The sequence below is a fragment of the Sphingomonas sp. FW306-1B-B10E genome (genome assembly GCF_058782005.1).
Window position 1 is genome coordinate 23,259 of record NZ_JBYSXG010000029.1, and the last position, 23,294, is coordinate 46,552.

The 23,294-nt window shown below is 67.2% G+C and carries 26 protein-coding genes, 1 tRNA gene and 1 pseudogene; 10 read left to right on the plus strand and 18 right to left on the minus strand.

All coding sequences use genetic code 11. The features are described 5' to 3' along the window. Positions 1-9 precede the first annotated feature (9 nt). The 11 genes from AC3WJI_RS12475 to AC3WJI_RS12525 all read right to left on the minus strand — a co-directional run bounded on the left by AC3WJI_RS12475 (position 10) and on the right by AC3WJI_RS12525 (position 10,283). Positions 10-762, minus strand: coding sequence for a P-loop NTPase family protein (locus tag AC3WJI_RS12475; RefSeq protein WP_492757598.1), 753 nt, complete (start codon positions 760-762; stop codon positions 10-12). Further along, complete coding sequence (locus tag AC3WJI_RS12480; RefSeq protein ID WP_492757599.1) at positions 759-2,120, minus strand: GNVR domain-containing protein; 1,362 nt, start codon at positions 2,118-2,120, stop codon at positions 759-761. The genes AC3WJI_RS12475 and AC3WJI_RS12480 overlap by 4 nt, the downstream gene beginning before the upstream one ends. Continuing rightward, positions 2,117-3,454 carry an nSTAND1 domain-containing NTPase gene (locus AC3WJI_RS12485; protein ID WP_492757600.1) on the minus strand — a complete coding sequence of 446 codons (1,338 nt, stop codon included), beginning with the start codon at positions 3,452-3,454 and terminating at the stop codon, positions 2,117-2,119. Before AC3WJI_RS12485 ends, AC3WJI_RS12480 begins: the two co-directional genes overlap by 4 nt. Before the next feature lie 26 nt (positions 3,455-3,480). Continuing rightward, entirely contained in the window at positions 3,481-4,302 is an 822-nt protein-coding gene (locus AC3WJI_RS12490) for a polysaccharide biosynthesis/export family protein (protein ID WP_492757601.1), read from the minus strand. Positions 4,303-4,305: 3 nt separating this feature from the next. Then, positions 4,306-5,490 carry a hypothetical protein gene (locus tag AC3WJI_RS12495; protein ID WP_492757602.1) on the minus strand — a complete coding sequence of 395 codons (1,185 nt, stop codon included), beginning with the start codon at positions 5,488-5,490 and terminating at the stop codon, positions 4,306-4,308. 233 nt (positions 5,491-5,723) lie between these two features. After that, complete coding sequence (locus tag AC3WJI_RS12500) at positions 5,724-5,921, minus strand: hypothetical protein (protein ID WP_492757603.1); 198 nt, start codon at positions 5,919-5,921, stop codon at positions 5,724-5,726. 101 nt (positions 5,922-6,022) lie between these two features. Continuing rightward, on the minus strand, positions 6,023-7,414 hold the full coding sequence (locus AC3WJI_RS12505) for an exopolysaccharide biosynthesis polyprenyl glycosylphosphotransferase (RefSeq protein ID WP_492757604.1): 1,392 nt from the start codon (positions 7,412-7,414) through the stop codon (positions 6,023-6,025). A 267-nt stretch (positions 7,415-7,681) separates the two neighbouring features. Then, positions 7,682-7,909, minus strand: coding sequence for a hypothetical protein (locus AC3WJI_RS12510; protein WP_492757605.1), 228 nt, complete (start codon positions 7,907-7,909; stop codon positions 7,682-7,684). A gap of 154 nt (positions 7,910-8,063) precedes the next feature. Further along, a tRNA-Leu gene (locus AC3WJI_RS12515) sits at positions 8,064-8,150 on the minus strand. An 88-nt stretch (positions 8,151-8,238) separates the two neighbouring features. Further along, positions 8,239-9,210: a glycoside hydrolase family 43 protein gene (locus tag AC3WJI_RS12520; protein ID WP_492757631.1), complete on the minus strand. Its 972-nt coding sequence runs from the start codon at positions 9,208-9,210 to the stop codon at positions 8,239-8,241. Positions 9,211-9,215: 5 nt separating this feature from the next. Next, positions 9,216-10,283, minus strand: coding sequence for a glycoside hydrolase family protein (locus tag AC3WJI_RS12525; protein ID WP_492757606.1), 1,068 nt, complete (start codon positions 10,281-10,283; stop codon positions 9,216-9,218). A 161-nt stretch (positions 10,284-10,444) separates the two neighbouring features. On the opposite strand from AC3WJI_RS12525, the gene AC3WJI_RS12530 reads away from it, so the two are divergent. Then, entirely contained in the window at positions 10,445-10,795 is a 351-nt protein-coding gene (locus tag AC3WJI_RS12530; protein ID WP_492757607.1) for a hypothetical protein, read from the plus strand. 121 nt (positions 10,796-10,916) lie between these two features. On the opposite strand, the gene AC3WJI_RS12535 is transcribed toward AC3WJI_RS12530, so the two are convergent. Together AC3WJI_RS12535 and AC3WJI_RS12540 are read right to left on the minus strand one after the other, a co-directional pair. Further along, the gene (locus AC3WJI_RS12535; RefSeq protein WP_492757608.1) at positions 10,917-11,447 is read right to left on the minus strand and encodes a PH domain-containing protein; all 531 of its coding nucleotides are present in this window, start codon (positions 11,445-11,447) and stop codon (positions 10,917-10,919) included. 96 nt (positions 11,448-11,543) lie between these two features. Continuing rightward, positions 11,544-13,052, minus strand: coding sequence for a YifB family Mg chelatase-like AAA ATPase (locus tag AC3WJI_RS12540; protein ID WP_492757609.1), 1,509 nt, complete (start codon positions 13,050-13,052; stop codon positions 11,544-11,546). 124 nt (positions 13,053-13,176) lie between these two features. Here AC3WJI_RS12540 and AC3WJI_RS12545 point away from each other — a divergent pair, with 124 nt between their 5' ends. From AC3WJI_RS12545 to AC3WJI_RS12580, 8 genes and pseudogenes are all read left to right on the plus strand, one after another. After that, positions 13,177-13,497, plus strand: coding sequence for a hypothetical protein (locus AC3WJI_RS12545; RefSeq protein WP_492757610.1), 321 nt, complete (start codon positions 13,177-13,179; stop codon positions 13,495-13,497). Positions 13,498-13,584: 87 nt separating this feature from the next. Then, on the plus strand, positions 13,585-13,719 hold the full coding sequence (gene rpmH / locus AC3WJI_RS12550; protein ID WP_029724273.1) for a 50S ribosomal protein L34: 135 nt from the start codon (positions 13,585-13,587) through the stop codon (positions 13,717-13,719). Between the two features lie 26 nt (positions 13,720-13,745). Beyond that, positions 13,746-14,057 (plus strand): annotated as a pseudogene (gene rnpA, locus AC3WJI_RS12555) (ribonuclease P protein component); the annotation flags it as partial. After that, positions 14,054-14,266, plus strand: coding sequence for a membrane protein insertion efficiency factor YidD (gene yidD / locus AC3WJI_RS12560; RefSeq protein WP_492757611.1), 213 nt, complete (start codon positions 14,054-14,056; stop codon positions 14,264-14,266). The pseudogene rnpA and the gene yidD, both read left to right, overlap by 4 nt. A gap of 22 nt (positions 14,267-14,288) precedes the next feature. Then, positions 14,289-16,010: a membrane protein insertase YidC gene (gene yidC / locus AC3WJI_RS12565; protein WP_492757612.1), complete on the plus strand. Its 1,722-nt coding sequence runs from the start codon at positions 14,289-14,291 to the stop codon at positions 16,008-16,010. Then, the gene (gene yihA / locus AC3WJI_RS12570; RefSeq protein ID WP_492757613.1) at positions 16,007-16,648 is read left to right on the plus strand and encodes a ribosome biogenesis GTP-binding protein YihA/YsxC; all 642 of its coding nucleotides are present in this window, start codon (positions 16,007-16,009) and stop codon (positions 16,646-16,648) included. Before yidC ends, yihA begins: the two co-directional genes overlap by 4 nt. Positions 16,649-16,658: 10 nt before the next feature. Next, positions 16,659-17,000, plus strand: coding sequence for a gamma-glutamylcyclotransferase family protein (locus AC3WJI_RS12575; RefSeq protein WP_492757614.1), 342 nt, complete (start codon positions 16,659-16,661; stop codon positions 16,998-17,000). A gap of 38 nt (positions 17,001-17,038) precedes the next feature. After that, positions 17,039-17,707: a glutathione S-transferase family protein gene (locus AC3WJI_RS12580; protein ID WP_492757615.1), complete on the plus strand. Its 669-nt coding sequence runs from the start codon at positions 17,039-17,041 to the stop codon at positions 17,705-17,707. 3 nt (positions 17,708-17,710) lie between these two features. Here the strand turns inward: AC3WJI_RS12580 and AC3WJI_RS12585 are convergent, their stop codons facing one another. Together AC3WJI_RS12585 and AC3WJI_RS12590 are read right to left on the minus strand one after the other, a co-directional pair. Beyond that, positions 17,711-17,866: a hypothetical protein gene (locus tag AC3WJI_RS12585; protein WP_492757616.1), complete on the minus strand. Its 156-nt coding sequence runs from the start codon at positions 17,864-17,866 to the stop codon at positions 17,711-17,713. A gap of 55 nt (positions 17,867-17,921) precedes the next feature. Further along, a complete protein-coding gene (locus AC3WJI_RS12590) occupies positions 17,922-18,368 on the minus strand; it encodes a cupin domain-containing protein (protein WP_492757617.1) in 447 nt (148 codons plus the stop codon). Between AC3WJI_RS12590 and dapE the strand changes: the two genes are divergently transcribed. Next, complete coding sequence (gene dapE, locus AC3WJI_RS12595) at positions 18,368-19,516, plus strand: succinyl-diaminopimelate desuccinylase (protein WP_492757618.1); 1,149 nt, start codon at positions 18,368-18,370, stop codon at positions 19,514-19,516. The two genes, AC3WJI_RS12590 and dapE, sit on opposite strands and share 1 nt — an antisense overlap. 125 nt (positions 19,517-19,641) lie before the next feature. Here the strand turns inward: dapE and AC3WJI_RS12600 are convergent, their stop codons facing one another. Genes AC3WJI_RS12600 through mltA form a run of 3 tightly spaced genes read right to left on the minus strand, consistent with a single transcriptional unit; the run spans position 19,642 to position 23,286 of the window. Next, entirely contained in the window at positions 19,642-21,315 is a 1,674-nt protein-coding gene (locus AC3WJI_RS12600; RefSeq protein ID WP_492757619.1) for a putative bifunctional diguanylate cyclase/phosphodiesterase, read from the minus strand. A gap of 55 nt (positions 21,316-21,370) precedes the next feature. Beyond that, positions 21,371-21,982, minus strand: coding sequence for a Smr/MutS family protein (locus AC3WJI_RS12605; RefSeq protein WP_492757620.1), 612 nt, complete (start codon positions 21,980-21,982; stop codon positions 21,371-21,373). After that, the gene (gene mltA / locus AC3WJI_RS12610) at positions 21,979-23,286 is read right to left on the minus strand and encodes a murein transglycosylase A (RefSeq protein WP_492757621.1); all 1,308 of its coding nucleotides are present in this window, start codon (positions 23,284-23,286) and stop codon (positions 21,979-21,981) included. Before mltA ends, AC3WJI_RS12605 begins: the two co-directional genes overlap by 4 nt. Positions 23,287-23,294: the final 8 nt, after the last annotated feature.

The window sequence follows — 23,294 nt, forward strand, 5'->3', positions numbered from 1 at the left end:
CCGCGCTCCTCAGCTGACCACCGAGCCGGCGATCGGGATGTGATGCCGGTCGAGATCGTCGACCACGCGGCGCACCTCGGACACGGGGGTAACGCCGCGGCGGGTAACGAGCACGACCGCGTCGAACTTCTCGAGGATGTTGCCGAAGGCGGTGCCGCCGCGCGGACGCTCCGCCAGATAGGCGAGCAGATTGGCCTCGGGCAGGTTCCAGCCCTTGGCCGCCTCGGCGAGCGAGCCCTTTTCGACCAAAGTCGCGGCACCACCCGCTGCCTGGCCGGCGGGCATTAGCCACAGCCGGTCGATCGCGGTCTGGAGCACCGGGAGGCGCAGCGCCATCCCGCCCAGTTGCTCGGCGAGACCGATACGGTTGGGCTGGCGCAGCAGCCGGTCGAGCGAGGGTCGCTCGATATCCGCGTCGACGAGGATCGTCGGCCCGTCCATCTGCGCCATCACCGCGCCGAGATTGGCGGCGAGGATCGAGGCCTCGTCACCGCCCTGGAGCGACAGCAAGGCGAGCCGCAGCCGCCCGTCGGCGCCACGCGCCTCGCGCGCCGTGGCGAGCAGCTTGGCGCGGACCTTGCGCACCTTGGCGACATAGGGATCGTCGGCGTCGAACGCCGCGGTGACCAGCGGATCGACGCGTTCGTCCCCCGCGGTCAGCAGGCCGAGCCCGCTCGGCGCCGATGTCTCGGCGTCCCCCGCGGCGTGAAAGGTCGCGTCGGCGAGCAGCGGGTTCGCACCCGCAGTGGAACGGAGCCTCATGCAGCCTCCTGACGTGGCATGAACAGGCCTTCGACGGCCCGGGATTTGGGGGAAAGATCGGCGATCACTTCGACTTCGGTCGCCGCCGCGAGCCCGTTCGCCGTGCGGACGCGTGGACGGAGGATCTCGCCGAGCACGACCACTGCGATGCCGACGAGCAGCCCGAGCGCCAGGCCGGCGACGAACCACAAGGGCAGGTTCGGCCGCGCCGGGAACAGCGGCACGCTCGCCTCGTCGAGCAGGCTCGCATTGGGCTGCGAGATCTGACTCTTGAGCGCGGCTTCGTTGAAGCGCTGGCGGACGGTGTCATAGGTCTGGCGCGCCGCTTCGACGTCGCGCTGCATGACCATGAGCTGGTCCTGCACGCCCGACATGCGGATCATGCGATCCTCCTGCGCCGCCATCTCGGCGCGAAGCTCGCCCTCGCGGCGGCTCGCCGCGCTGCTGTTCGCGGTCATGGCCGTGGCCTGGCTGGCCCGCGCCTCGCGCAGACTGCCCTGAAGCTCGCTCAGCTGCGCGCGGGCGGCGACCATCTGCGGATGGTTTGGCCCGAGCGACTTGCCGAGCTCGGCGACCTTGGCGGCCTGGGTGGCGATCGCTTCCTGGATGTTCTGGACGACCAGCGCGGTCGCCACCTCCGGCACCGCGGCCGATCCCGACTTGGAATGCGCCGCAGCAGCATCGGCCTGCGCCTGGGTGAGATAGGCCGAGAGGTTCTTGAGTTTCTCGGCCTCGAGATCCATCCGGTTCATCCCGATGATGTCGTGCGCGCGCTGGAAGTCGGACAGCTTCTTCTGCGCGACTTCGTAACGGCGGCGGACATCGGCGGTGCGCGCCTCGAACCATTGCGCCGATCCCTGCGCGGTCGATGCCCGCAGCGCGACCTGTTCGCGCATGTAAATCTGCGCGGCGAGGTTGGCGACGCGCGCGGCGACCGCCGGATCCGGATCGAGATACTGGATCTGCAGCACGTTGCTCTGCCGTCCGGTGACGACATTGAGCCCTGCGCGAACCCGCGCCGCCGCTTGCTGCAGCCGCGCCTCGGCGGGAAGATCAGCCGGGGTCGCATCGACGAAGCCTGCGCGCTGGGCGACCAGGTTGATCACCTTGGCGCTCTTGATCAGATCAAGCTGGGTGGCGACCACCGAATCGGTCTCGACCCGCGCCTGCTGCTGCTGGCCGCTATCGGTGGGATCGGTCTGCGACAGATCGAGGAGCAGCGACGAGCTCGCCAGATATTGGCGCGGCTGCATCAATGCGATCCCCGCGATGATCGCGAACAGCACGCCTGCGATCGCCGCGATCAGCAGCCACCGCGCCTTGAGCGCCTCGATCAGATCGGCTGGCTTGATCGTCATAGCCCCACTCCCTGGAGAAGTTCGCGCGCGTCGAGCGTGTCGCGCGCCTGCCTTGCGGTTTCGCGCGAACGCGATGTGGCGCCATTGGCCATCAGCACGAGGAATTGCGGCGACAGCGAATCGGTGAACTGGAGCTCGCCGGGCATGCCGTCCTCGCTCAGCGCCGGCGCGATCAGCCCGATCGTCCGGTCGACCGCGGCAGCGCCGCCGATCTCGTCACCGAACAGGTCGGTACCCGCCGCGGTCATCCGCTCGAAGGTGAGCACCGGCGAATGCGCAGCGAGCACGCCCGCCAGCGCGATCATCCCGCGCAGCGCACCAGCCTGGTCGAGCGCGCGCTCGAACACGGTGCAGATCTCCGGCGTGAGGTCGCGCCATTCGGCGAGTGCCTCGGCAAGGCCCTTCTGTGCGTCGGCAAGGCCGATGCGATCGCTCCCCGCGGCTTCCGCGATCAGCGCCGCGTGCATCCCGAATACGCGCGCATGATAAGGCGAGCCGATCGCCGCCGAGACGATCGCCTGGACCGCATCCTCCTCGAACGCCAGCCCCGCCTGCTGCGCGCAGAGCCGCAGCAAGCCCGCCAGCTCGTCGCGCTCGATCGGCGCGACCGGCTGGGCAAACAGATGCCGCCGCAGCGACGGATGCGCCGCGAGCAGGCCGTCGACATTGCCGGCGATGCCGACCAGCACGATCTGCACCGTCGAATGCATGTCGGTCAGCAGCTTGAGCAGCGACGCGACTTCATGGCGCGTACGTTCGGTGGTGACGCGGTCGAACTCGTCGACGATCAGCAGGGTGCGCTGAGTCACGCCCTGGACGAAGAGGTTGGCGAGCTGCTGGACGCCGAGCGGGCGATCCGACGGGATTGTCTCGGCGATGCCGCGCTGGAGCGGCAGTTCGTCGAGAAACGGACGGAACAGCCCGTCGATATCGGCGCCCTCGCTTGCCGAGCCATAGAGCGCGACGCAGCCCGCTTCGTCGGCAAGGTCGCCGAACACGCGCGCCAGCGAGGTCTTGCCCGATCCGCGCGCGCCATAGACCAGCGCGTGCTTGCGCTGCTTGACCACCGCGTCGACCAGCCGGGCGAGTTCCTTCTTGCGTCCGGCGAGGCCGTGACGGTCGCTGACCGGCACCGCGGTGTTGAACGCTGCGAACACGGCGTTGCGCCGCAGAGCGATGTTCGGCTGCGCGGCCGCGGCGCGTCCGGGCGCGATCGCCGCCACCGGCTCCTCGAACTCCGCGACATAATCCAGCCGCTCGGGAATCCGCCTGCCGCCGGCGTCTCCGCCCAGCAGCCCCCGCAGCCAATGCTGCACTCGCTCGCTCCAGCGCATGCCGTGTCTCCGATTATAGGCGCTATTCAAAACAGCTTCTCGCGGATCACCAGCACGTCTTCGGGCTGGACCTGATCGTCGAGATTGACGCCTTCGATTTCCTTGCCGGCGCGGCGCACCTTGATGCGCTTGGTCGAGCCGGCCAACGTCGGACCGCCGGCGAGCGCGAGCGCCTGGCGGAAGGTCTGGCCGGGAACGTAGTTGAACGCGCCGGGCCCCTGGACCTGGCCGTAGACATAGACCTTCTCGGCCGGGGGCACGAACAGGATGTCCCCGGGCGCGAGCGTGCGGCCGGCGCCCGAATTCATGTCGGCAAGCGAGATGCGCACCGGGCCGCTGCCGTCGGCGGGCGTTAGGATTACGGCATTGGCGCCGGTCGCGTTCGCGCCGCCCGCCTTGGCGAGCATCGCCGCGACGCTGTACGGCCGGTCGAGCGGGTAATTGCCCGCTTGCGGCACGTTGCCGAGCACGGTGACGAAGCGGCTGACGAACTGCGACACCTCGACATTGACCGACGGCCGCTCGAGATACCCGCCCTTGGCATAGCCCGCGGCGATGGCGTCGGCGAGCTCGGCAGTGGTCTTGCCGCGGACGTCGACCGCGCCGAGCATCGCCAGCCGGATCGTCCCGTCGGCCTTGACCCGCGTCGTCACGGAAAGGTCGGGCTGGCCGTAGATCGCGATCTTGACCTCATCATCCGGGCCGAGGCGATAGCCGTCGGGCGCCGGCGCGGCAGCGGCGGCAGCAGGCGCGCCCGCGCCGCTGGTCTGCGCCACGGCCGGCAGGGCTAGGATCGACGCGGCGAGCGTCGCGGAGAGGAGGCGGTGGTTCAGGGAAATGTTCCTCATCGGTTAGAACCTCATGGTTGCGCCGAGCGACACGCGGGTCGCGCGATAGTTCGAGACGTCGCTGTTAGTGGCGCGATCGAGACGGGATAGCGAGAAATCGAGCGCAAAGCGGTCGGTCAGCTTGCGCGTGGCCAGCAAACCGAACTGGTTCGTCCGGTCGTGGGTGTAATTGAACGGACGGATGCCCGCATCCTGACGGAAATCCCGGCGAACGAGTTCACCGAACGCGCCGATGCTAGTCAATTCGCTCAGCGCCACTTCGGCCGAGAGGCGGTGTGCGGTGCGGATCGCGAAGCCGGTGGCGATCAGGCTGTCGTTGACGATTGTCCGCTCGGTCGAGCCGGTGAGCTTCACCCGCGGGATCGCCAGGGTCGACACCCGCAAAGCCCAGCCCGGCCCGTCATAGCCGCCGATCGCGGCCGAATTGCTCGTGACGTGCATCCAGCGGAAGTCGGCATCGATCGACGTGATCGGCGAGACCGCGCGCGAGAAGCTCACGCCATACGCGTTGCTGCGATTCTCGACCCCGAGCTCGGGACGGTCGCTGGTGACGCGCTCATAATATGCAGTGAGTTTGCCGAGGCTCGGGCGGGCATAGCCGATACCGCCGCGGTAGAGATTGCTGGTCTGGTCGGCATATTCGAAGCCATCGCCGTTGCGCGTGGTGTCGCGTCGCCATGCCGCCACCGGGTAGAGACCCGCCGCGCGCTCGCAATCGGCCGACACGCCGAGCGTGGAGAATTTCTGCAGATTCTCGCTCGCGCTATTGATGTCGCCATAATCGGCACGCTGCTGGCGATAGCTGGCGAGCGGCCGCACCGCGCATTGTCCGGCGATCAGGAACTTGCCCGACCCCTCGAGTTCGAAGCGCGGCTTGCTCCGCCCGCTTTCGGACAGGAAGCGGTCATAGCCGGCGAGCGCGCGCAGACTAACCGAACGCGTGCCGATGTCCCGGTCGAACCGCGCCTCGACCGCGGGGGTGACGATCACGTCATCGACCGGATCGCCTGTGCGCGAATCGACGCGATAGACATTGTCGTCATAGACCGCAGTCAGCGACGGCTCGATCCGCAGCCCCTGCTCGGCCGCCTGCGATCCCTTGGGCCGCGACGCTTGCTGGGCCAGCGCCGGGCCGACCGCCAGCATGGCGAACAGCGCCGAGCCGACCGCCAGATGCGATCGCGACACGCATTTATGCAAGACTCCACAGCCGTTCGCAGCTGCGAGAGATTTTAGACCAGATACTCTTTCGTCAGAGCAAAGCACGCGCTCTTGACCTCGTTGCAGTGCAGCAATTTGGTCATGCTAGAGCGTTCGGACGCTGCTGCCCACAGGGGACAAATGCATTTGGTCGCGCCAATGGCACGGTCTGTTCGGTTCTGGGACGGCGTGGCCGTCCAAAGCGCCTCGGCCGAGTCGGCTCAGCCCAGCAGCCAGAGCCCGATCGCGCCGATCGCGACTGCGAAGCTGGCGATTCCCGCCCAGCGCGAACCGGCCTCGATCATCCGCTCGGCCAGCGGCTCGCGAAAGTCCGCGGGCATCAGCCACATCGGCTCCGCCTGTCCCTGCTCGGCGGTACGCACATCGGCGTCGCGCGCCATCACCAGATTATCCGCCATCACCGAGACCCTTGTTGCTCGGCGACGGCTATGACCGACAATGATTTAGGGAAGCTTGGCAGCGATGGTTAACGCATGCCTTATGGCCTCCTCTCCTCCGTTCAATACGCGTTCTTGTGGACGAGAACCTGGGCGGTCTTGGCAAGGATGCCGACGTCGCGCCACAGGCTCCAGCCCTGCAGATATTCGAGATCGGCCCCAAGCCGATTGATGATGTCGCGGCGGTGCTCGGTCGCGCCGCGGAAGCCGCGGACCTGCGCCAGCCCAGTGATTCCCGGCTTGAGCGCATGACGCAGCCAATATTGGCGATCGACGCGCCAGAACAGTTCGTTGCCGGCCTTCGATCCGAGTGCGTGCGGACGCGGCCCGACCAGGCTCATGTCGCCGAGCAGCACGTTGATCAGCTGGGGCAGCTCGTCGATGCTGGTCCGGCGGATCAGGCGGCCGACGCGAGTGATCCGGTCGTCGTCGCGGCTCGCCGAGCGCGTGCCGTCCGAATCGCTGGTCTCGACCCGCATGCTGCGGAACTTGAGAATCTGGAAGATGCGGTTGCCGCGCCCCATCCGCTCCTGCCGGAAGAAGATCGGCCCCGGCGTCTCGAGCCGGATCGCGATCGCGACCAGTAGCATCACCGGCAGCAGCGCGATCAGCACCGGCACCGTCATTGCGATGTCGAGCGCGCGCTTCTTGGCGCGGTCGGCGAGATTGAGCGGCCCGCGCGAGACCACCACCGTGGTCACGCCGTGCAATTCGTGCACCGCCAGCGGCCCGAGTTCGGCGATCTCGGGGACGATGATCTCGCCGACGATGTTCGCGCCTTTCAACACCTGCGCCCATTCGCTCTTCCGCTCGGGCACGCAGCTGATGACAACGCGGTCATAGTGGCGCAGCAGAGTGCCGAGCCGATTGAGCATGTACGGATCGTCGAGGTCCGAGCGCAGCGCCATCACCTGGGCGTCGACAATGTCGCTCCCAAGGCACCCATCCGGCACGTTTCCGCCGTCTACGATCACCAATTCGGTATGGAGGCGATTGCCATAGGCGCGGCGGACGAAATGGCACAGCAGCAGGCGCTGGCTGAGGATCAGCACCGAGGTCGAGACGATGCCGACCGACAGTGCGAGACGCGGGAGCTGGCCCGTCACCTTGAGGGAGAACACCACCAGCAGGAAGACCAGCAGGGTCGCCGCGATCGACAGCAGCGCCTGGCGGCAGCTCGCCTGCGCGCTGGTCAGGCACTTGGTGGCATAGGCCTGGTTCTGGAAGGCGATGCCGGCATGGACGAGCATCACGCCGAACAGCGTGGTCCACACATCGCTGGTGATCGCGACCGGCTGCTCGACGCGTATGCCAATCGCGAAGCCGACGAGCAGCGCCAGCGCGTCGGCACCGATCAACGTCAGGCATAGCCAGACCTTGGCACTCCGTCGCGCCGCCGTGGCGAACGGCGTACGATTGGGGTACCCATGGATCGCGAGGTCAATCTTTGACATGCGAGACCCGAACTCCTTGACGCAACACGCCCAACAACGGGCCCGCAAGGCACTCGCGGTTCGATCGCGAAAGTCTTGCTGCAATGCAGCAGGCCACATGTGCGGCGCGAAGGCAAGGCTAACACCTGGTTAACCGCACCATTTTGGGATGACCCGTGCTCGGAGAGGGATTCGCTGAGACGATCGAACAGGCGCAGCGTCGACGCGATTTTCAGGAGCTTGCTGCGCCCTCCCCTTGGCTCGGCGTAATAAAGGCCGCGGGCTCAGTTACTTGACGAGCAACCAGACGATTCCGCCCAACGCCAGGAAGAAAATCGCCGGGCCGGCGAATCGGGAAAGCAGCTGAATTCCGCGTTCGGCGCGTTCGGGGGGAAAATTGGGAAGGCGCTGCTCGCTGCCAGCGAGGTCGGCCGATCCGGCATGCTTGGAATCGCCCGGCTGCGCAGAAATCTGCGCTCCCGACGACGTCCATGGTCCGCCCGATCCCTCCGACATTGCATCCTCTCGTCTGGGATATCGGGGCACTCGCCGCAATTCCCTTGCGACCGATGTAAAGCATCCACGGGCGTCTTACGAGTGCAATCCGCACAAGAGAGATATAGGCGCTGGCTATGCTGCCCTGACGTCGTGTCAGGGTCCGGTGCCAATCTGGTACGGGTGGTCGGACTCGAACCGACAATCTGTTGCCAGAGGCGGATTTTGAGTCCGCTGCGTCTACCAATTCCGCCACACCCGCGCGCCCCGGCACAGGACCGGGGATCGACAGAGCGCGCGCTATAAGTCGGCAATCCGGAGATTTCCAGCACCGAATGCGCGCGTGCCGTTCAGCGCAGCACCCCGCTCCGCACCGGCTCGCCGAAGCGCGGGCGTCCGTCACGCCCGAACGCGACGCGCTGGATTCGCGGCGCCCGCTGTTTGCCGCACTTGAGGTCTGGCGCCGGATTGGCGTGATAGACGATCCATCGCGCCCCGCCGGGCGTGGTGAAGAAGCCATTATGCCCGGGGGCATAGACGCCCTGCCCCGGCGCCTTGGCGATCACCGGTTGCAGCGTCTTGGTCCATGCCTTGGGGTCGAGCGGATCGGCGCCGGCGCGCGCGCTGAGCAGGCCGATCGCATAATCGTCGGACCAGCAGGCGCTGCCCGAATAGGTCAGGAACATTTGCCCCTGGGGGCCGGGCAGGAATTCGGGACCTTCGAGAATCTGGCGCCCGCCCTGGCGCTCCCATGGCTGGTCGGGCCGTGCGATGATGGCCTCGGACCCCTTCAGCGTCCAGGGATTGGCCATTTCGACGATCGCGAGGTTGCTGTCGGGGCCGACATAAGGCGAATAGACGAAATAGCGCTTGCCGCGATAGGCGAAGGTGGTGCCGTCGATCCCGGTATGGCGCGTCGCGAGCTGGCCGCGATCGATCCAGCTGCCGGCCTGCGGGTCTCTCGCGGCATTCTCGAGCACGAAGATGCCGCGATGCGCATCGTCGTCATGCCCCGCCGCGGCGGCCGTATAATAGAGGTACCATTTACCCTCGATGCGGTGCAGCTCGGGCGCCCAGACCGATTGGGCGTTCGCCCCCGTCGCCGGCGCGCGCCACACCACCTTCTCCTCCGCGTCCGCAAGCTTGCCGAGATCGCGGGTCTTGCGAATCGCGATGCGGTTGCCGAGCGTGTTGAGGTAATAATAGTCCGCGCCGTCGCGCACGATCCACGGATCGGCGCCCGAGGGCAGCAGCGGATTGGTGAAGCCCTGCGGCGCGTCGGCCGATCCGCCGAGCAGGATCGCGAGCGCCGCGAACAGCACCGGCTTCACTGCATGCCTCCCGGGAACGCCGCGACGATCGCGTCATATTGCTTGCGGCTGATCTCGAGCATCGATCCGTGCCGCGTGCCCGCCGGCATTTCGTAGCGGTTCCATTCGGGGACGCCGCTATTGCCCGACACCTGATACCAGGGCCCCTCGAGCCGCCGCGCGCGCGACAGGCCATAGCTCGTGCCGGCATATTGCTCGTAATAAAGCAGCCAGTCGTTGCTCTGCGGCGCGCGCACCAGGGTCGGGGCCTCGCGGAAATTGGGACTGAGCGGCGGGCCCGGCTGCGGATAGGGCCCGAGCAGCTTCGGCGCGCAGCTGATCCGGATCGTCTTGCCGGTGGTCCAGTCGAACGAGGGGTAGCGCTCGTCCTTGACGATCGCGCAATAGCCGCCGCGCGGATTGGGCTGCACGATCGTGTCGATCGTCGCCATGTTCCAGGCGAATAGCCGCTTGGGCCTGGCGGGCAGCTTGGCGAGGTCCTTGCCGGTCACGTAGAGCGTGCGCTGGCTCGCCCAATAGCTTTCGGGATTTTCCTTCGAGCCCGGTACGGTCGGGGTGTGCCAGCTGAGCAGGAACGAGCCCGACGCAGTGTCGAACATCAATTTGGGCGCGCCGATCCGCTGGAGCGCGTGCGCGTGGTCGGGGATATTGGTGAGATCGGGCTGGTAGGTCGCATAGGGCGTCCAGCGGATCAGATCGTCCGAGACCCAGAAGCGGATCAGCGGGTCCTCGTCGCTCTGGTTGCCGACGAGGTAATAGCGCCCGTCGCCGCCCCGCGCGATCGAGGCATGGCCGTGATAGTCCTTCGACACCGGCTTGCCGGCATTGATCCGCCGCCAGTGCAGCCCGTCGAGGCTGACCGAATAATAGAGCGTGCCGTAATGCTCCTTGGTCATGTGCGCGAAGAGATAGGCGCGGGAGGGATCGACCGGCGGCGTCTCGGGCGCGCCGGGCGGGACGGTTTGCGCCGGCGCCGCAACGGGCCCGAGCAGCAAGGCTGCTGCCAGCCAGCGCGCACTACGCCGCGCCGAGCCTCGGTTTTCCGCCTGTCGCTGCCTGCGCATCTCCTGTCCTCCCGGCTGTTAGCTTATTAATCATATCATACGAACTACCCGCCTGTTTAGGCAAGCGCGAAGGCGGCGAATACCGGCGCGATCTGAACCAAATCGCCGCTTCGCGCGTCGATCCGCGCCACCTGCCATGCGTGGCAAGACGGAGGGTTTCCATGAAGGTTCGCAAGTTCGCCGCCGCCGACGCACGGTTCGAGCGCTCGCCCGGCCAGGACGGGGATGTGTTCGCGGGAAATGTGGTCGATCAGCGCGACGGCGCCCCGATCACCATCGGCTTCGGCCGCTACGGCCCCGATCAGAGCATCGACGAAACGCTCGCGGTCGACGACGTGATGATAGTGTTGGAGGGACGATTGACGGTCTCGACGCAGAACGACAGCGTGACCGCGGGCCCGGGCGAGATCGTCCACATGCCCAAGGGCGCATCGGTCACCATCCGCTCGCACGCGCAAGGCGCGGTGACGGCCTATGTCACCTATCCGCACTGGCAAGAGGCACGCGAATGAGCGGTGCGGGTCAGGGATAGCCGAGCGCGTCGGCGACCTAGGACGCCCTATTGCCTGAGCGCCTGTCGGATCTGACCCGCGGCGCTATAGCGAGGTCAAACATACGGCGGCTATTGGGTGGTTAGCCGTCAGCCTGCTTTTGGATTAGATCATATAATGAGCGGACGTGCGAGACGTGGATTAACTGTGGCGTAGGGTCAGACGTAGGCTGCCAGATGCCAATGCTATTCACTGCGCTGAACAATCCGGCCGCTGCCCCGAAACGTATCGTTCCTGATCCATCGGGCCTCTGGTCCATTTCCAAAGAGGGCAGGCGCTTTATATCGAGTGACTTGAGCTTCGTGCCTCGGGCGATAAGCACGCGCTTGTTAGTAACAAGGTAGGTCGTCGCTTTGCGAATACGCATGTCAATCAAGAAGCGACCGACTGTTATATAGAGGCTGACAATCAGGAAAGGCAGCCCGAAGAGCTTAAATAGCAAATCTGCATCGGTCATCCACACAGTAGCATTCCAGAAGATACCGAAGCCGCCCCACAGCAGACTAAACGGGACCAGGAACACCTCGACGGGGCGGAACACCATGCCGGAGAGCGGCCTTCCTTCCCAAACGATCTTCTCGTTAGGAAGCAGCTGCGCCCTCACGTCGGCCATCACATCGCTCCTGGATAGCCGTCGCCAAGCGCTACGGCAGCTTACGAGGCGTGTAGGCATAAACAGGAACGTCCACAATCGGGGCACCTACCGCTATCAATTTGTCGGCGGACGCCTGCGATAGCTCAGCGCCTCCGCCACGTGCACCCGCCGCACTGCCTCGGCGCCTTCGAGATCGGCTACGCTCCGAGCCGTTCTGAGCACGCGCGTATATCCGCGCGCCGAGAGCCGCATCGCCTCGGCCGCCTGGGCCAGGAGCTTGCGGCCGGCCTCGTCGGGCGTGGCCCAGGCGGCGAGTTGCTCGCCGTCGATCTCGGCATTGGTCCGCGCGTCTACGTTGCGATAGCGCGCGGCCTGCACGCCCCGTGCCGCGGCTACGCGCGCCGCCACCTCCGCCGAGCCTTCGGCCGGGGGCGGCAATATCAGGTCCGCAGCGGTCACCGGCTGAACCTCGACATGCAAGTCGATGCGGTCGAGCAACGGCCCCGACACCTTGGCCTGGTAATCCGCCGCGCAGCGCGGCGCGCGCGTACAGGCGAGCGCCGGGTCGCCGAGATGGCCGCAGCGGCACGGGTTCATCGCCGCGATCAGCTGCACCCGCGCCGGAAAGGTCACGTGCGCATTGGCGCGCGCGACGCTCACCACCCCCGCCTCGAGCGGCTGGCGCAACGAATCGAGCACCGCGCGCTGGAACTCGGGAAGCTCGTCTAGGAACAGCACGCCGAGATGCGCGAGGCTCACTTCGCCCGGCTTGACCTTGAGCCCGCCGCCGGTGAGCGCCGCCATCGACGCCGAATGGTGCGGGCTGCGGAACGGCCGCGTCCGCGTCAGCCGCCCGCCCGACAGGGTCCCGCTTACCGAGGCGACCATCGACACTTCGAGCGCCTCGGCGGCGTCGAGCGGGGGCAATATCCCCGGCAGGCACGAAGCGAGCAGCGACTTGCCCGCCCCCGGCGGCCCGACCATCAGCATATTGTGCCCGCCCGCCGCGGCGATCTCGAGCGCGCGCTTGGCGGTCTCCTGCCCCTTCACTTGCGCGAGATCGGGACCCAGGCCGGGCACCTCCATCTCGCCCGCAGGCGCGGCGGGGAGCAATTGGTTGCCCTTGAAATGGTTGAGCAGCCCGATCAGGTCGGGCGCGGCGACGACTTCGACCGATCCGGCCCAGGCCGCCTCCGGGCCCTGCGCCACGGGGCAGACCAGTCCCTTGCCCTCGGCCGAAGCGTGGAGCGCGGCGAGCAATACACCGGGCGACGACGCGATCCGCCCGTCGAGCCCGAGTTCGCCGACCACGACATAGCCCGACAGCGTCTCGGCATCGGCCACGCCCATTGCGGCGAGCAGCGCCAATGCGATCGGCAGGTCGAAATGCGAGCCCTCCTTGGGCAAGTCCGCGGGCGAGAGATTGAGGATGATCCTTTTGGGCGGCAGCGCCAGCCCGATCGCGGCGATCGCGGCGCGCACCCGCTCGCGGCTCTCCGCCACCGCCTTGTCGGGCAGCCCGACGACGACGAAGCTCGGCAGACCCGCGACGAGGTTGCACTGCACCTCCACCCCGCGCGCTTCCAGCCCGAGATACGCCACGGTCGATACGCTCGCGATCATGCGGCCGCCCCCTTTGCCGCGCGACCATAACCGCTTTTCTCCGTTGTGAAACGGATCGCCGCCAAAATGGAGCTAGCGCGTGCCTGTCTTGCACGAACAACACACACGCCCCACATCCCCGGCCATGAAGCGTAAGAGCCCGCTCGTCCGCATCGCCCTGCTGATCGCCGGCTTGCTGTTGATCGTCGCGACGCCGCTGGTCGGGATCATCCCCGGCCCGGGAGGCATCTTCGTGTTCGCGGCGGGTCTGGTCCTCGTGCTGCAGAACTCCAAATGGGCACGCAAGCGCTTCGCCCGGCTCAAGCGCCGCTGGCCGCGCATCGGCCATTATAGCGACATGGCCTTGCGCCGCCGCAGCTTCCGCCGGCGCCAGCAACGTGCCAGGGAGGCGGCGGTCGCCAGAGCCGAGGCCGAGCTGCTCGGTTTTCCGGCAGAGCCGAATTGACTTGCGCGACTCTTCCTCTTATGGGCACCCGACACGCGGCCGCCCCAGTGGCGGCCCTTTTACGTTCTAGATACTCGAGGATGAGCGATGAAGCGGACCTTTCAGCCGAGCAACCTGGTGCGTGCGCGCCGGCACGGCTTCCGCAGCCGGATGGCGACCGTCGGCGGTCGCAACGTGATCCGTGCCCGCCGCGCGCGCGGCCGCAAGAAGCTGTCGGCCTAACCGCCGTACCGCTCGCGCGGCTCACCGAGCGCAGAGACTATCTCGCCGCCAATGCGGGGAAGCGGGCACCCATGCCCGGCTTCGTCCTGCTGGTACGCGCACGTGACGATGCCGATCCGACGATTCGGGTCGGCATTACCGTATCCAAGAAGGTCGGCAACGCGGTGGTGCGCAATCGCATGAAGCGCCGCTTCCGCGCGCTCGCCCGCGAAGTGCTGCCCGAATCGGGCGTTCCAGGCGCCGACCATGTCCTGATCGGCCGCAATGGCGGGATCGAGCGCGAGTACGACGCGCTCAAGGCCGAGCTGGCCAAGGCCTGCGCGAAGCTCGCGCGATGATTGCCCGCATCCTCATCCTCATCGCGCGTTTCTGGCAGCTCGTGCCGTCGCGAATCCTGCCGCCCAGCTGCCGCTACGCGCCCAGCTGTTCGGCCTATGCAATCGAAGCGCTTGGCCGCTATGGAGCGCTCAAGGGCAGCTGGCTGGCCCTGCGGCGCATCCTGCGCTGCCATCCATGGGGCGGGCACGGATACGATCCCGTGCCATGACGGACCTTTCCGGGGAACATCGGTGAAAAAAGACGACCAAAAGAATTTCGTGATCTTCGCAGTGCTGGCCGCGCTGATCCTGTTCGGCTGGCCGCAGATCGCGCACTGGATCTTCCCGCAGCAGCAACCCGCCCCGGTCAAGATCGAGGGCGGCAAGACGACGGTCGTCCCCAATCCCGGCGCCGACCCTGCCGCCGATTCGCCCCAGGCGCTGCGCGACCGCCAGGTCGTGCTCGCCGAGGCGCCGCGCGTGCAGATCGAGACGCCGCGGCTGCGCGGCTCGATCAACCTCAAGGGCGCGCGGATCGACGATCTCGTGCTCAGCCAATATGACGAGACCGTCGCCAAGAATTCGCCCCCGATCCGCCTGCTCTCGCCGAGCGGCGCCAAGGGCGCCTATTTCGCGCAGTTCGGCTGGCAGGGCGCCGGCGTCCAGGCGCCCGGTCCCGATACGGTGTGGCAGGCGAGCGGCACCAAGCTGACCCCGACCACCCCGGTGACGCTGACGTCGCGCAGCGCGACGGGCCAGGTCTTCCGCATCGAGCTGTCGGTCGACGACAATTTCATGTTCGGCATCCGCCAGACTGTGGCGAATGTCGGCGCCACCCCGGTCGCGGTGACGCCCTACGCGCTCGTCGCCCGCGCCGAGCGATCGCTCGATCCCGATCAATGGGCGGCGCATGTCGGCCCGATCGCGGTTTCGGCGGGCGCTGCCAACTATATCAACTGGAAGGATGTCGAGCAGACTCCGCCGACCTTCAACACCACTGGCGGCTGGGCCGGCTATACCGACCATTATTGGCTGACCGCGCTCGTCCCCGACCAGCGCGTACCCGTCCAGATCCAGCAGCGCGGCGGTACGGGCCAGTCCTATCAGGCCGATTACCGCCTGGCCCAGCCGCTCGACATCGCGCCGGGCAAGAAGATCACTTATTCCAGCCGCTTCTTTGCCGGCGCGAAGGAAGTGAAGCTGCTCGACCGGTATGAGGATCAGCTCGGCATCGTCCAGTTCGGGCATGCGATCGACTGGGGCTGGTACGGCATCATCGAACAGCCGATCTTCTATTATCTCGACTGGCTGTTCCGCATGGTCGGCAATTTCGGCGTGGCGATCATCCTGCTGACGATCACCATCCGCGGCCTGCTCTTCCCCATCGCCCAGCGCCAGTTCGCCTCGATGGCGAAGATGCGCGCGCTCCAGCCCAAGATGAAGGCGCTGCAGGAACGCTACAAGGACGACAAGCAGCGCCAGCAGCAGGAAGTGATGAAGCTGTACAAGGACGAGAAGGTCAACCCGCTGGCGGGCTGCCTTCCGATCGTGATTCAGATCCCGATCATGTTCGCTTTGTACAAGGTGCTGCTGCTCACGATCGAAATGCGCCACCAGCCGTTCGTCGGCTGGATTCGCGACCTCTCGGCGCCCGATCCGCTGACTCCGCTCAATCTGTTCGGGCTGCTCGCCTTCACCCCGCCGCACTTCATCGCGATCGGCGTGGTCCCGATCCTGCTCGGCATCTCGATGTACTTCCAGTTCAAGCTCAACCCGGCGCCGATGGACGACATGCAGAAGCAGATCTTCAGCATCATGCCGTGGATGATGATGTTCCTGATGGCGCCGTTCGCCGTCGGCCTGCAGGTCTACTGGATCACGTCGAACCTGCTGACGATCGGCCAGCAATGGCTGCTCTACCAGCGGCATCCGGCGCTCAAGGAGCCGGTCAAGAAGGAAGCGAAGGCGAAGTGAGCGAGGCCTTCACCGAGGACCAGATCGAGGCCGCGCGAAAGATCTTCGCCGGCCCGATCGCGTTCCTCAAATCGGCGCCCAAGCTCGAGCATCTCCCCAATCCGGTGGTGCCAGAGGTGGCGTTCGCCGGGCGCTCGAACGTCGGCAAGTCGTCGCTGCTCAACGCGCTGGCCAACCGCAACGGCCTTGCCCGCACCTCGAACACGCCCGGGCGCACGCAGGAGCTCAACTTCTTCGACATTGGCGAGCCGCTGCGCTTCCGCCTCGTCGACATGCCCGGTTACGGCTTCGCCAAGGCGCCCAAGGACATGCAGCGCCAATGGCGCTATCTGGTCAACGACTTCCTGCGCGGCCGCGACGTGCTCAAGCGCGCGCTCGTGCTGATCGATTCGCGCCACGGCATCAAGGAAGTCGACAACGAGATCCTCGACATGCTCGACACCGCCGCGGTGAGCTATCGGATCGTCCTCACCAAGACCGACAAGATCAAGGCGACCGAACTCGCCGAGGTCCGCGCGCGCACCGAGGCGGAGGCGCGCAAGCGCCCGGCCGCGCATCCCGACATCATCGCCACGTCGAGCGAAAAGGGCATGGGGCTCCCCGAGCTGCGCGCCGCCGTGCTCGAAGCGGTCGGCTGAGCGCGTTCGCGTGCGCACCGCGGATCAATTGCTCTTCTCCTACGGTTCGCTCCAGCTCGACAGGGTGCAGCTGTCGCAGTTCGGCCGCCTGCTCGACGGTACCGACGACATGCTCGCCGGCTATGCCCTGGTCGACATCCAGATCCGCGACCCGGCAGTGCTCGACGCCAGCGGGATCGAGATCCACCGCGGGCTGGTTCCCGACGCGGACGCGCCGCCGATCGCGGGCAAGGTGTTCCGGCTCACCGAAGCCGAGCTCGCCGCCGCCGACATCTACGAGAGCGAGAATTACCGGCGCGAGGAAGTGGTCCTCGCCAGCGGAACGGGCGCCTGGGTTTATGTGAAGGCTTGAAGGTTGCCCGGCTGCGGCGCGGTGGCTATCCCGCGCGCATGCTCAAGCTCATCATCGGCAACAAGGCCTATAGCTCCTGGTCGCTCCGCGGCTGGCTCGCGTGCAAGCAATCGGGGCTGCCCTTCGAGGAAGTCGTGGTGCCGCTGTACGATGGGGATTGGGACAAGCGCCGCGAGGGCGCCGAGTTCGCACCTTCCTCGGGCAAGGTGCCGATCCTGTGGGACGAGGACGCGGTGGTGTGGGACAGCCTCGCCATCGTCGAATATCTCAATGACAAGACCGGCGGCACGCGCTTCTGGCCCGAGAGCCCGGCCGCGCGCGCGATGGCGCGATCGATGGCGGCCGAAATGCATTCGGGGTTCGCCGCGCTGCGCCGCAAGCACACGATGAACATCCGCCAGGTCTATCCGCCCGTCGCGCCCGACGTCGACGTGGCGCAGGAGCTCAGCCGGATCATGGAATTATGGGCGCAGGCACGCGCGCGCTTCGCGGGCGACGGCGAGTTCCTGTTCGGCGATTTCGGCGCGGTCGACATCATGTTCGCGCCGGTGGTGACGCGGATCGTGACCTATTCGCTGCCGGTGCCGCGCTTCGCGCAGACCTATATGCTCGCCGTGCTCCAGCATCCCTTCATGCAGGATTGGATCGCCGGGGCGCAGGAAGAGGATTGGGTGATCGAGCAGTTCGAGATGCCGGCCAGCGGCTAGGCGTCAGACCGGAACGCGCGAATATTCGTCGGCCTTGACGCGGATCGTGTCGACCTGCTCGCGCGCGATATGGCCGAGCCCGATCAGATGCGCGCCGGAGAACCCCACCACATCGGCGAGGCCAAGTACGGCCAAGGACAAGAGAAGCATCCAACGCATGGCCTTATCCTAGCGCGCGACTCTGAAGCTGAGCTGAATCGCCTGATAGGGAATATTACAGGGTGCCGCCGTTCTTGCGGGTGAACCCCTCCCCCGCCGTCAGATGCATGTCGATGTCGGGATAATGGCAGTCGGGCGCGGCCGGCCGGCCGACCGCGACGAACACGCAATCCGCATCGCTGCGGTTCTGCAGGACATGACCATTGCCGTCGTTCTTGGGAAACGCGGCGACGTCGCCCGGGCGCATCATCGTCTCGCCGGAATCGTCTACGAGCACCGCCTCGCCGCTGAGCATCACGACGAACTCGTCCTCGCCCTCGTGCCAGTGCCGCTGCGACGACCAGGCGCCGGGCTTCAAGGTGACATGGCTGAAGCCGAAGTCCGTGATCCCGCTCGCCGGCGCCAGCCGCCGGTACCAGCGCTCCTGCACGACATCGGCATAGCGCGGCGGATAGCCGGTCGCATTGGTCTGCGGGATTGTATCGAGATCGAGCTTGGGCAATGCCACCTCCGCTGATTGTGGAGAGCCTTTTGCCCGACGTCGTCGAACTCACCAAGGCGTTGATCGCCGCCGAAAGCATCACCCCCGCGCGCGGCGCGGTGTTCGACGTGCTCGAAGCCGCGCTGGTCCCGCTCGGCTTCGCGGTCGAGCGCTTCGTCGAGGGCGAGGCGCCCGACGGCCCGGTCGAGAACCTGCTCGCCACCCGCGGCGATAGCGGCTCCCATTTCGCTTTTGCCGGCCATCTCGACGTCGTGCCCCCCGGCGAAGGCTGGGCGAGCGGCGCGTTCGCCCCCGAAGTGCGCGGCGACCTGCTCTACGGACGCGGCGCGGTCGACATGAAGGGCGCGATCGCCGCCTTCGTTGCCGCGGCGGGGCGCGTGCCCGCGGACGGCAAGCTCAGCCTGATCATCACCGGCGACGAGGAAGGCCCCGCCACTTTCGGCACGCCCCGGCTGATCGAACGGATGGCCGAGCGCGGAATCCGCCCCGATCTCTGCCTCGTCGGCGAACCGACCTCCGCGCACCGGCTCGGCGACACGATCAAGATCGGCCGGCGCGGCTCGACGGTGATCTGGATCGACGTGCCGGGCAAGCAAGGGCATGTCGCCTATCCGCACCTCGCCGACAATCCGATCCCCAGGCTCGTCGCCGCGCTCGCCGAGATCGACGCAATCACGCTCGACCAGGGCAATGCCTGGTTCCAGGCGTCGAACATCGAAGTCACCGACATCTTCACCGGTAATCCGGCGACCAACGTGATTCCGGGCAACGCCCGCGCGCGGCTGTCGGTACGGTTCAACGACATGCAGAAAGGCCCGGAACTGATCGCCCGGATCGAGGCGATCGTCCAGCGCCACGCTCCCGGCGCACAGGTCCGCGGCACGGTTTATGGCGAGGCCTTCCTCACCGAGCCGGGCGCATTGTCCAGCCTCGTCGCTGGCGCGATCGAGGCGAAGCTTGGTGTGATCCCCGAGCTGTCGACCAGTGGCGGCACGTCGGACGCGCGGTATTTGGTCAAGCTCTGTCCGGTGGTCGAGTTCGGGCTGGTCAATGCGACGATGCACAAGCTCGACGAGGCCGTGGCGCTGGCGGACCTCGTGGCGCTGGCCGATGTCTATGAGGAAGTGCTGCGGCGTGTCCACGGCTGAAGACCAACCTCCGTTCGCCCTGAGCTTGTCGAAGGGCCGTCCTTCTTCGTCCGATCGCGAAGAGAAGAACGGTGCTTCGACAAGCTCAGCACGAACGGGATTGGGTGTGGTCGTGCTGTCCTGAGTTAGCTCGCGATCCGCCGCGGCTCGACGTCGCGGACCCAGGCGAGGAATTCCTCCTCGGCCATCGGCGTCGCCACGGCATAGCCCTGCAGCACGTCGCAGCCGATCACGCGCAGCACCGCGGCCTGCGCCTCGCTCTCGATCCCCTCGGCCACCGCCTGACAGCCCAGCCCGTGGACGAGCCCGATCACGGCCTGCGCGATCGTCCGCGCCTCGGGCTGGTCGGCGACATGCTCGATCAGGCTGCGGTCGAGCTTGACGCGGTCGACCGGCAATTGGCGCAGCCGCGCAAGGTTCGAATAGCCGGTGCCGAAATCGTCGATCGCGACGCTCGCACCGTCGGCCCGCAGCGCGGCGATCGCCTCGAGCACTTCGCTCGAGCAATGCATCGCCAGCGTCTCGGTGATCTCGAGCTCGAGCAGGCTCGCCGGCGCGCGCGCCGCGTGCATCGCCGCGCGCAGCCGGCGGAAGAACTCGGCATGGTCGATCTGACGCTGGCTGATATTGACCGCGAGCCGCTGCTGCAGCCCCAATTTGCCCCAGCGCGAGATCGTCTCGGCGACGCTGGCGACGACCCAGTCGCCGATCTCGACGATCAGCCCAGTCTCCTCAGCGCGCTGGATGAACGCGCCGGGGAGTTTCAAGCCGTCCGGGTGCTTCCAGCGCAACAACGCCTCCGCTCCCACGATCCGCCCGTCGCCGGCACTGACCTGTGGCTGGAAGACCAAAGCGAACTGCTCCCTGTCGACCGCAGTGCGCAAGTCGCTCTCGAGCTGCGCGCGCTCGGCGATCTGCGCGGCGAGGAATTCGCTGAAATGCTCGGTCCGCCCGCGGCCCAGCGCCTTGGCGTGGTACATTGCCGCATCGGCGGCGCGCATCAGGTCGTGCAGGGTCGTGCCGTGATCCGGGCGCATCGCCACGCCGATCGACGCGCCGATCGAGATTTCCTGGTCTGCGAGGTCGAACGGCTCGGAAAGCGCGAAAAGCACGCCGCGCCCGATCCGGTCGGCATCGCGCAGGTTGCGGACCTCGGAGAAGAACATCGTGAATTCATCGCCGGCGAGGCGGCCGATCAGCGGCGGCCGCATGCCGCCTTCCGCGGCGAAGCGATCCGCCACCGCGCGCAGCCGATTGGCGACCATGCCGAGCAGCACGTCGCCGGTGGCATGGCCGAGCGTGTCGTTGACGGCCTTGAACCGGTCGAGATCGATGAAATAGAGCACCGCATTGGCGCCGGGCGGCAGGTCGACGAGCATCCGCTCGGCGGTGCGGCGGAAATTGGTGCGGTTGGCGAGCGCGGTCACCGGATCGAACATCGCGAGCCGCTGGACGCTTTCGAGATTGTCGTGGAGCTGACGGAACAGCCCGTCCATCGCCTGTGCCAGCGGCGGCACGCAGCGCCGGACATCCTCGGGAACTTCGCTCTGGAGATCGCCATTGGCGGCGCTGGCGAGGCGCTCGATCGCCGAGTCGATCGCGCCGGCGGTCGAGGCGATGCTACGCTCCGCCGAAGCCCAGCACATCACTCCGCAGACAATCGCGGCGATCAGCGCGCGGCCAGCCGATTCGACGGTGAGAACGCTCTCCGACGCGGCGGCGATGGCGAGGATGAACGCCACGGCCCCGGCGCACATCGCGAACGCGACCGCCCGGCTCTTTAGCGAAAACCCTTCCACGCCGCCGATCTAAACCCCGCTCGATGTCCCCGGGGCTTAATGTTGCAGACAGAAGTTAAGAATTTCGTGGCGGCGGCGCGGTGCGCGGGCGGCGCAACACGATATAGAGCGCGCCGTTGCCGCCATGGCGCGGATGCGCGGTGCGCACCGCCGCGATCCGGTCCGAATGGCGCGACGCGGCGAGCCAATCGCCCACCGCCGCACGGATCGCGCCGCGTGCATGCGGCCGCTCGGATTCGGGGCGCGGCGGCTTACCGGTGATCAGCAGCAGCACGCGGTCGCCCTGCCGGATTGCCTGCTCGAGCCCTCGGTCGAGCCGGTCGTACGCCGCGGACAGGCTGTGGCCGTGCAGGTCGATCGAGGATTCGGGCGCGACCAGCCCGCGCGAAAGCCGGCGATCCCAGGAACCGTCGAGGGTATTGGAGCTCCCCTCCCTGCTCGCAGGGAGGGGTTGGGGGTGGGTGCGAGAAGCTTTAGCTTCGAGCGAGGCGCGCGCGGCGGGCGAAGGGCTCGCGGCTTTGCCGCTCGCACCCACCCCCTGCCCCTCCCTTGCAGGGAGGGGAGAAGAGGGGATCACCGTCCTGGATTTGGCCGGCTTGAGCGGCGTCACCGATGCGATCACGCGTTGCCACAGCGCCGCTTCCTCGGGCGCCAGGGTCCGCTTCACGGCGTCGGCACCACCGCGATGCGCCGCGCGAGCACGCCCTTGGGCAGCAGCAGCCACGCGGTTCCGCGCCCCGACATGCCGCCGGCGATCGCGCGCGCATCGTCGCCCGCGCCCCAGAACGTGTCGAAGCGGTTGGCGCCCTTGATCGCGCCGCCGGTATCCTGCGCCACCCACAGGCCGGTAGCGTCGGTGCGGTCCATCGACAGATAGGCCGGCGCGCCGAGCGGCACGAATTTTGGATCGACCGCGGCGCTGACCCAGCCGGTCACCGGCAGCCCCATCGCGCCGAGCGGGCCCGCGCCGGTCAGTTCCTTGAAGAACACGAAGCTCTTATTCTCCCGCATGATCGCGCGGCCCTCTTCGGGATGTTCGCGCAGATAGGCCATGATCCCCTGCATCGAGGCCTGGCCGGGCCCGAGCAGCCCGCGGTCGCGCATCAGCTTGCCGATGCCGGTATAGTCGCGGCCGTTCTGCCCGGCATAGCCGATCCGCATCACGCCGCCGTCGGGCAGCCGCAGCCGGCCCGAACCCTGGACCTGGAGGAAGAAGATCTCGACCGGATCGTTGGCATAGGCGATCACCGGCGCCCGGCCCTGCAATCCGCCCGCCTCGATCGCGGTGCGGTCGAAATAGGGCACGAAATTCCTGCCGTCGACGCGGCCGCGGATCTTCTTGCCCTTGAGATCGGCGGAGAACAGCCCGAGATCGACGTCGATCAGGTCGCTCGGCACCCCGTAGATCGGCACTTCGCATCCGGTGCGCCGTTCGCGGCAGCCATGGATTTCGGGCTCGTAATAGCCGGTCGCAAAGGCCTTGCCGTCGCCGACCTGCACCGTCTCGAAAAAGCGGACGAAGAACGCGGGCGCGTCGCGCGCCGGCCAATTGGCGGCGGCGCGGCACGAATCGGCCCAGTCTGCGCCCTGGGTGAGCCCCGTGCTATCGGTGCGCCGCTGCAGCGCAGTGCAGCTCAGCCGATAGGCGGTCAGCGCGCGCTCGGCACCTTCCTGAGTGATCGGCAACGTATCGAGCGCCGGCCCGGCAACGATGCCGGCGGCGGAAGCGGTCGTCGCGCTCGGGGCCACGGCAGCGGCAGGCATCGCAGGCAGCGGCGTCGCCGGGGTCGGTTGTCGCGCAGGCAGATGGATCGGGGTTTCAGGAAGCGCCCCCGGCCGCGCAGTTTCCCGCGGCGGCGACGGTGCGGGCCGCGACGCGGGCGCCCGCGCCGACCCCGATTCGGGCGGCACGATTCCGCCCGAACAAGCGCTCAACAGAGCCGCGGACGCGACTGCCCCCCACAGACGCATGCTTGGCC